Source organism: Neisseria sp. HMSC31F04 (genome assembly GCF_001807735.1).
Classification (GTDB): domain Bacteria; phylum Pseudomonadota; class Gammaproteobacteria; order Burkholderiales; family Neisseriaceae; genus Neisseria; species Neisseria elongata.
Genome location: NZ_KV790756.1, coordinates 21,758 through 29,578, shown reverse-complemented (window position 1 = coordinate 29,578; position 7,821 = coordinate 21,758). Strand labels below are relative to the sequence as shown.

At 54.8% G+C, this 7,821-nt stretch carries 6 protein-coding genes; 3 read left to right on the top strand and 3 right to left on the bottom strand.

Annotated features, from left to right (window positions below):
• Both HMPREF3107_RS00875 and HMPREF3107_RS00870 read right to left on the bottom strand, forming a co-directional pair.
• On the bottom strand, nucleotides 1-2,104 hold a 2,104-nt coding region (locus tag HMPREF3107_RS00875), incomplete at its 3' end, for a TonB-dependent receptor domain-containing protein (RefSeq protein WP_141742794.1).
• Nucleotides 2,097-3,080: a TonB-dependent receptor plug domain-containing protein gene (locus HMPREF3107_RS00870; RefSeq protein WP_070452228.1), complete on the bottom strand. Its 984-nt coding sequence runs from the start codon at nucleotides 3,078-3,080 to the stop codon at nucleotides 2,097-2,099. The genes HMPREF3107_RS00870 and HMPREF3107_RS00875, both read right to left, overlap by 8 nt.
• Before the next feature lie 358 nt (nucleotides 3,081-3,438).
• On the opposite strand from HMPREF3107_RS00870, the gene pqiB reads away from it, so the two are divergent.
• The gene (gene pqiB / locus HMPREF3107_RS00865; RefSeq protein WP_070452225.1) at nucleotides 3,439-5,064 is read left to right on the top strand and encodes an intermembrane transport protein PqiB; all 1,626 of its coding nucleotides are present in this window, start codon (nucleotides 3,439-3,441) and stop codon (nucleotides 5,062-5,064) included.
• A 244-nt stretch (nucleotides 5,065-5,308) separates the two neighbouring features.
• On the opposite strand, the gene HMPREF3107_RS00860 is transcribed toward pqiB, so the two are convergent.
• Nucleotides 5,309-6,097 (bottom strand): inositol monophosphatase family protein, encoded by a 789-nt coding sequence (locus HMPREF3107_RS00860; RefSeq protein WP_070452222.1) that lies wholly within the window; start codon nucleotides 6,095-6,097, stop codon nucleotides 5,309-5,311.
• Nucleotides 6,098-6,525: 428 nt separating this feature from the next.
• Between HMPREF3107_RS00860 and HMPREF3107_RS12470 the strand changes: the two genes are divergently transcribed.
• Entirely contained in the window at nucleotides 6,526-6,711 is a 186-nt protein-coding gene (locus HMPREF3107_RS12470) for a hypothetical protein (protein ID WP_246828549.1), read from the top strand.
• Between the two features lie 60 nt (nucleotides 6,712-6,771).
• Nucleotides 6,772-7,590, top strand: a complete 819-nt coding sequence (locus HMPREF3107_RS00855; protein WP_070452219.1) for an RNA methyltransferase — start codon at nucleotides 6,772-6,774, stop codon at nucleotides 7,588-7,590.
• Nucleotides 7,591-7,821 lie beyond the last annotated feature (231 nt).

Below are 7,821 nucleotides of genomic sequence, written 5' to 3'. Positions count from 1 at the left end.
TGCTGGGGAAAAGAAATTTTGCAAAGGTCTCTAATAGAGTATTTGGGCTGGATGGATTGGTAGAACCGCGTGGCGCCGATGCTGCGCCTTCGATGCAGGTGGGCGCGCTGTTGTAGAAAATATCGTAGGCGAAGGCGAGGTTGGCATCACAGGTTTCTTGTTTTAAACGGTATGTGCCGCCAAGCGACATAAAGAAGCGGCCGAAATCGAGGCGGCTTTGCAGCTCGATGCATTGGGTAATTTTTCGGTCGTACTGCATCAAATCTTTATTTTCGTTAGTGTCGATGACGTTTTTGATGGTGTTGGAGAAATAGGTGAGGCGCACATCGCCTTCGCGCAACCTGCTCCACAGCGGGGCGAAGTTGTAGCTGTAGCCGATCTCCCAATTGGTGCTGCGCTCGGGCTTGAGGTCGATCGAGGGCAGCATGGGGTATTTATATACCGCGCCGGCAGACATGTTGGTGGTTTCGTAGATACTGGGGAAGCGCGTCATCTGCGCCCAGCGCAGGTGCGGGCGGCTGTTATCGGTGAGGTCGTAGCTGAGGGCGATCATGGGCGACCAGGCCGAGCCGTTCATGCGCTTCACCGGCGGGAAGTTGGCATCGCTGTTGGGGTCGATATCGGTATAGATACGCCCCGCTTCCTTCTCATTATCGGTGCTGGCAATATCGCCCCGCCTGGTGCGGTAATCCGAATTATTGCCAAATGTTACCCCTTCCGTGTACATACTCTGTCTATAGCTGTCATGTGTAATGTCAAGTGTGGGGCTGCGGCTATAGCTTCCAGGTTCAACCCGCAGATGGCGGTAGAAACTGCCCTGCCTGCCCTGCGGGTTTTCCACGCGCTGCTCAAAAAAGCCGTTTTCGAAAACGGGGCCACTGAATTTCCGGTCGCGGTAGTGCGAGATTCTGGCCGGCATCGGGCGGTAGAGCACGGTTTGGCTTTCGTCAAAATCCTGGTATTGATCGTTGCTATCGACATAGCTGGTATTGCCGTCTTGGTTGTGGCGCGACAGGCCATCATCGGGTAAGAAGCCGTGGCGGCGGTAGAAGTCACGGTAGATTTCTTCCCAATCGTTCGGGCGGTTTTGCAGCTCAACTTTGGCGCGGTTATAGGCATCGATTTCCTCTTGGGTCATCACTTGCAAATAGGGCAATGCTAATCCGCTGATAACATTATCAATACCTTGGGTAACGGAGTAGATGGGGTCGCGGCGGGCACGAGCGCGGGCGAGTGCGTCGTCAAATGCCCAGAAGCGGTCGTAACGGATGCCTGCCTCAATCCGCAGGCGTGAGGTCGTCCGCCAGTCGAAACTCAATTGTGCGCCCCACTCTTTGCGCTGCCCGGCACGCGGGCCGGTGAGCTTGGTGAGCGCGGTTACGGCATTCATGATGCCGAAGATGTCTTTGTCGTTGTTGGCCATAATGCTGGATTCATCCAGCTTTTCATATTGGTGGCGTCCGGAAAGGGTGAGGCTGAATTGATCGCTTAAGCGCATGCGGTTGCTGAGGTTGAAGCCGGTGCGGGAAACCTTGGTGGTTTGGCGAGAACCAGCAAATACGGTGTTTGCTCCCTCAAACATAGGTGGGTCGTTGGGCGGTGTGTCGGCATTATAGCCTTCGTTAAGCAAATCTTGGCAGCTGTAGCCTTGCACAAGATCGGGCTCTACATTGTGGCGGAAGCAGTGTGCCCAGGCATCGTATTTGGGATCGCCGTAGGGCACGGCCAAATCAGGGCCGCCGCTTTGGTGGCGGATACTGGTGGTGTTGACGCGCCATAAGTCGGCTTTGAGGTCTATCCAGCGGCTGCCTTCGGGCTGCCATTGGTAGCCGAGTTTGTAGGTACGGCTGTGGATATTGGAATCAATGCCTTGTATCGGCACGATTTCATAACGTTCCTGAGTCGTGTTGTTCCACAATCCGCTAAATTCAATCAATAAGGTATTGATAAAAGGATTTATCTCGCCGAAGCGGATTTTGGTATCCATGTAATGTAGGTTGATTTGCTGGTTGCGCAGCAAATACCAGTTGTTTTTTACAAGCAGGCTGCGGCTGGCCACGTTGCTGTTGGGCACTTGTTCGCCCGGACGGTAGAGTTCAGCCATATCGGGAACCAGCGTTTCGGAAAGCCTTGCACGCGGGCACGCTGTTGCCCTGATAGCCTTCAAAACCGTGCTTGCCACTGAAATAAGTGCCTTTGCGCCGGTCGCTGTAGGCAATCAGGCCGTCTGCAATATCGGTTTTGAAGGCGGCGGAAAACAGTAAGTTGCGGTCGTTTTTAAATTCGGTAAACCGACTGCCGGTACGCGGCTTGTCGTTATCTGCGCCGTAGAAAGTCAGGCCGGAAAAAGCCACACCGCCATCCATCATGCCGGCTGCACCATCGGCAGTAGGATTGCCGGGCAAGGTGCGGTAGTCTTTGCCCAAATAATCGTTAAACCTATGAATTTGCTCAGCAGTATTATTGGAAAACTCGGTTTTCACTTCCACGCCCCAGCTTTTGCCTTCGGGGATGATGTCGGCAGGCTCGATGGTGCGGATGGACACCGCGCCGCCCACGCCGGACTTCACGCCACGCGTCATGGCCGGGCCTTTTTCTACCGTAATACTGCGGAACAAGGCGGGATCGACATAATTGCGGTCGGCGATGCCGTAGTTGTTCATCCACACGTCCACGGTTTGCTCCGTGCCGTCGATGGTAACAGGGATGCGGCCTTTGCCGCTGATGCCGCGGATATTGGGCGTAATCGTGCTGCCGGCGTTGCGGGTGTTCATGTTGTACACGCCATTTAAGCCTTTGAACACGTCGCCGGCGGTATCCGTGCGGTAGCGTTCGAGGTATTCGCGGCCGGCGTAGACACTGGAAACGTTTTTGTAAAATACGTCGTCCGCACCTTTTTGATCGGCACTGCGTTTGCCGGTAACGGTGAGTGCTTCGATGTTGCTGCTTTCTATCACTTCCGAGGACGGGATGATATCCGCCGCATCGTCTGCATGGGCCGGTAAAGAGTTCAAGATGCCGATAAGACTGATGGCGAGGATTTTTGGCTGAAAGGGAAAGCTGTATTTGGCTTGGGACATTTCTGCGGCCTTTCTATTAAGCCTTAGTAATTAAGATGTGAATTTTATTATGTTAATACAAATGATACTGCACATCAATTATTAAAAATCTCTAAGAACGAAATGCGAAATGCGGTTTATTCGGCAGTTTGTTTCCAGTTATCCAAATAGTTGAAATTTTATGGTTCAATTTTTCTACCGCTGGTATAAATTGATGCGAGCAGCTTAAGATTTGTGAACTTATGGCGGTTCTAAACGCTGTGTATCCGATTGCAAAAAAGCCGTCTGAAGATTTCAAATGCCGTTTCAGACGGCCTTTTCGTTGCCATGTCGGGGGCAAAGCGGCATAATTGCCCCTCTTTTGTCCCTATAACGCGTTATGTCCGATCAAGCCCCGTCTCCCGTTCCTTCCCGTATCCGAAAAACGAATGCTTTCGCGTCTTTTGTCTGGCTGGTGCCGCTGATTGCCTTCTTGGTGGGCGGCTGGCTGCTGTTCGACCACATCCGCAACACAGGGCCGAAAGTCACGCTGTATCTTGACAGTGCGGACGGCATCGAAGTCAATAACACGGTGGTTCGCGTATTGAGCGTGAATGTCGGCAAGGTAACGAAAATCCGTCTGCGCGAAGACGGCAAGGGCGTGGAACTGACGGCGCAGCTCAATGCGGATGTGAAACATATGATGCGGAGCGACACACAGTTTTGGGTGGTGAAACCGCGTATCGACAGCAACGGTATCTCCGGCCTGAACACACTGGTCTCGGGCTCGTATATTGCCTTTATGCCGGGTAAGGCGGCGGAATCAAAAGATACATTCGATGTTGCCGACGTCCCTCCAATTTCCGCGCTGGAGCAGGACGGTTTGCGGCTGCAATTATCGGGGGCGAACAGCAAAATGCTGGAAACGGGCGCACCCGTCGTATATGAGAGCTTTCCCGTCGGACGGGTAGAAAGCGCGAAATTCGATCCGGAAAGCCGCCGCGTCAGCTACACCGTGTTTATCGAACATCCGAACGACAGCTTAATCAACAGCAGCAGCCAATTTTGGCTGGACAGCGGCATCCGCATTCAGGCCGACGGCGGCGGTTTCCAGTTGGACAGCGCGCCGTTGGGGGCGTTGATTTCCGGTGCCATCACCTTCCGTACGCCCGACCGTGCCGCGCCGCCGGCCAAGGCGGAAGGAAAATTCGAGCTGTACGACAACCGCGCCGCAGTGGACCGCCTGCCGGGCGAACGCGCCATATATTACACGGCCTTTTTCCGCCAATCGGTGCGCGGCCTGAATGCCGGTTCGCCGGTGGAATACAAAGGTGTGAAAGTGGGCAGCGTGGCCGACGTGCCTTATTTCGGCAGCGGCGACAGCCTGAAACTGTTTGAAAACGGCTGGATTCCGGTACGCCTGCGGATAGAGCCGCATTTAATCGAGCAAAACGGCGACCGCGAAAGCCGCGAATACTGGCAGAAGGCTTTTCAGACGGCCTTAAACGGCGGCCTGAACGCCACGTTGTCGAGCGACAACCTGCTGTTGGGCAGCAAAATGATCGAACTGACCGACGCACCTTCGGGCGGCGAACGGCTGAAACCGATGGCCGAATACAACGGGCTCACGGTCATCGCCACACGCGGCGGCGGTTTCGACGATTTGCAGGCGCAGTTGGGTAACCTGCTGGAGAAGTTCAACAAACTGCCGCTGGATAAAACAGTGGGCGAACTGAACGGCAGCCTGGCCGAATTGAAATCCACGCTGAAGTCGGCCAACAGCCTGCTGGCCAAACCGCAAACTCAGGCCATCCCGGCAGAATTGAACAAAACACTGGCCGAACTGCGGCAGGCATTGCAAGGTATTTCGCCTTCCTCGCCGGTGTACCGCGACGTTCAGGAAACCCTGCGCAATATCGACCAAACCCTGCGCGACGCGCAACCCGTACTCAATACGTTAAAAGAAAAACCGAACGCATTGATTTTCAACCGTTCGGAGAAAGATCCGATACCCAAAGGCCGTTGATGCCGCTGGAAAGACAGTCAGGCCGTCTGAAAACCTGCAGAAGGTTTTTCAGACGGCCTGATTTTTTTACCGCCGCCGTGTCCGCCGTAGCCATCTCGGCTTACGGCAGGTTTTAGTGCAATGAAGGTACGGCTCGGCCGGCATGTGCGGACAGCCTACCTATTGAATGAGGCCGTCTGAAAACTCTTCTTCCGAGAGGAAAAGGGTTTTCAGACGGCCTTCAATGATGCTGACCGTTTCGGGCTTAACCGATATGGTTGCCGATGATTTGCAGCATTTGCGCCAAAACTTTCGGGTTGGCAGCCACGATGTCGCCGCTTTCCAGCCAACCCTGTTCGCCCGTCATATCGGTAACCACCGCGCCCGCTTCCCTGGCAATCAGCGCACCGGCGGCAATGTCCCAGGGCTTGAGGTTGAATTCGAAGAAACCGTCGAAACGGCCGCAGGCCAATGCGCACAAGTCCAGCGAGGCCGCACCTTCGCGCCGCGCACCGGCGGTTTGCGACAAAAAGTCTTTCAAAATGGCCAGATAGGTATCCGTCCGGCTTTGATCTACTACGGGGAAACCCGTACCGATCAGGCATTGCGGCAGATCGATGCGGCCGGAAACGCGGATGCGGCGGTCATTCAGCAGCGCGCCTTTACCTCTGGAGGCCATGTAAAGGTCGTTGCGTTCGGGCGCGTAAACCAAAGCTTCCTGCAATTTGCCGTTGTGCAGCAGTGCCATCGAGATGGCGTATTGCGGATGGCCGTGCAGATAGTTGGTGGTGCCGTCAAGCGGATCGATAATCCATTCGTAGGCGCCATTCGGATTGCCGTGGCTGCCGCTTTCTTCGGCGGTGATTTTGTGCTGGGGATAGGCTTCGAGCAGGGTTTCGATCAGGATGTTTTCCGACATGCGGTCGATGTCGGAAACGAAATCGTTAAACGCTTTGCTGTCGGTTTTGATGTTGCCCAGGTCTTTGGAGGCGCGGATCATGAGGTCGCCCGCCTTGCGCGCGGCTTTGAAGGCGGTATTTAAAATCGGGTTCATATAAATTCCTATATAGAGAAATGAGGCGGGGAGGCCGTCTGAAAAAGGCTTTTTGTGCGGCTGACGCATTTAACGATTGTTAAAGAACCGGACGCGCCGTAAAATGCGCGGTTTATCCGTCATGCAGGCGGAAAGCGCGCATTATACGCCTTTTCCCGCCGGTAAAACAGACAGGGCAGGAAACCATGAACACGCTTTTTTACATGTAGGAACAAGGCCTGTACCGTATTGCACGACGAACAATACGACTTTTCAGCCAACGCTACGGTGGCGAATCACTGCGCACCTCCGGCGCGAATCCGGCCAAGTCCAAACAACAGTCGGAAGAAGAACGCTTTATCGAAGGCAATCTGGTCAAAGTACGCCGCCGGCGCGACAAAGAAGAGCAAAACGAACGCTATCCCTCGGCCATTCCGAAAAGCTGGCAGTTGGTAAAATACACGCCCGAAGGCGGATGCACGGTTTTACACTCCGGCGTAATGGCCTACACCCTCTGCCCCGACGGCGGCATCATCTACTCCAACGGCCGATACATCCTGCACGCCACGGCGGAAGGGGAAGAAAAAATGCTGACCGAAGCCCGCTGGGCAAGCAAACTCCGCCTGCAACCCTAAACCTTTTCAGACGGCCTCATTACCATTTGAGGCCGTCTGAAACATACAGCAAATCACACTATGCCGAACACCAAACCCACCGCCCCCGACTACCTCTCCAACATCAACGTCGTCCTCACCCGCACCAGCCATCCGGGCAACATCGGCTCCGCCGCCCGCGCCATGAAAACCATGGGGCTGACCAAGCTGACCCTCATCGCACCCAACCTGATGCAAACCCCGATGACCGCCGAGCCGCCCATGTTCGACCCTGCAAATCCGCAGGCGTTCAAACTGCCCGAAGAAAGCTTCATCCTTGCTTCCGGCGCGGCCGACGTACTGGAAAACGCTCGCATCTGCGCCACACTGGAAGAAGCCCTTGCCGACACCGTATTGAGTTGCGCGCTGACCAGCCGCCGCCGCGAACTGACCGCCGAACTGCAAACCCCGCGCGCGCTGACCCCCGAGCTACTGACCGCCGCCGAAGCAGGACAACAAACCGCGCTGGTGTTCGGCAACGAAACCTACGGCCTGAGCATAGAAGAAGTACAAGCCTGCAACCGCCTGATGACCATCAACGGCAATCCCGACTACTTCTCGCTCAACCTCGCCCAGGCCGTGCAAGTCGTGTGCTACGAAATCTACAGCCAAACCGACAGCAGCATGGAACATCTGAAAGTGGAAAAAAACACCGCCACCCATGCCCAAATCGGCGGCATGATCGACCATATGCAGAGCCTGATGGAAGACATCGGCTTTTTCAACCGCCGTAACGGCGAACGCATCATCCGCCGCCTGCAAAACCTGTTTGCCCGCGCCGGCACGGAAACCGAAGACATCGACATCCTGCGCGGTTTTTTCAATACAGTGAAAAAACGCCTGGATAAAAATAGGGAATAAAAACGTCATCCCGCAGCCGTTGTCAAAACTAAAGAGGCCGTCTGAAAACCTTCCAACGGGTTTTCAGACGGCCTCCTTGCTGTATTGGCGTATAACATCCAAATCGGGGCAGCATCAGCCCTGCCGAAGCATCTTCCATACCGCTTGGCAAACAAACCGTCAAATTGAAATTTTCAGACAGCATCCGCATACCCGTTCATCAACATCTTTTTACTGTAAAAGTCCCTGCCC

Coding starts and splice junctions, on each gene's coding strand:
- HMPREF3107_RS00870 (WP_070452228.1), bottom strand. CDS start 3,080: ATGTCCCAAGCCAAATACAGCTTTCCCTTTCAGCCAAAAATCCTCGCC.
- pqiB (WP_070452225.1), top strand. CDS start 3,439: ATGTCCGATCAAGCCCCGTCTCCCGTTCCTTCCCGTATCCGAAAAACG.
- HMPREF3107_RS00860 (WP_070452222.1), bottom strand. CDS start 6,097: ATGAACCCGATTTTAAATACCGCCTTCAAAGCCGCGCGCAAGGCGGGC.
- HMPREF3107_RS00855 (WP_070452219.1), top strand. CDS start 6,772: ATGCCGAACACCAAACCCACCGCCCCCGACTACCTCTCCAACATCAAC.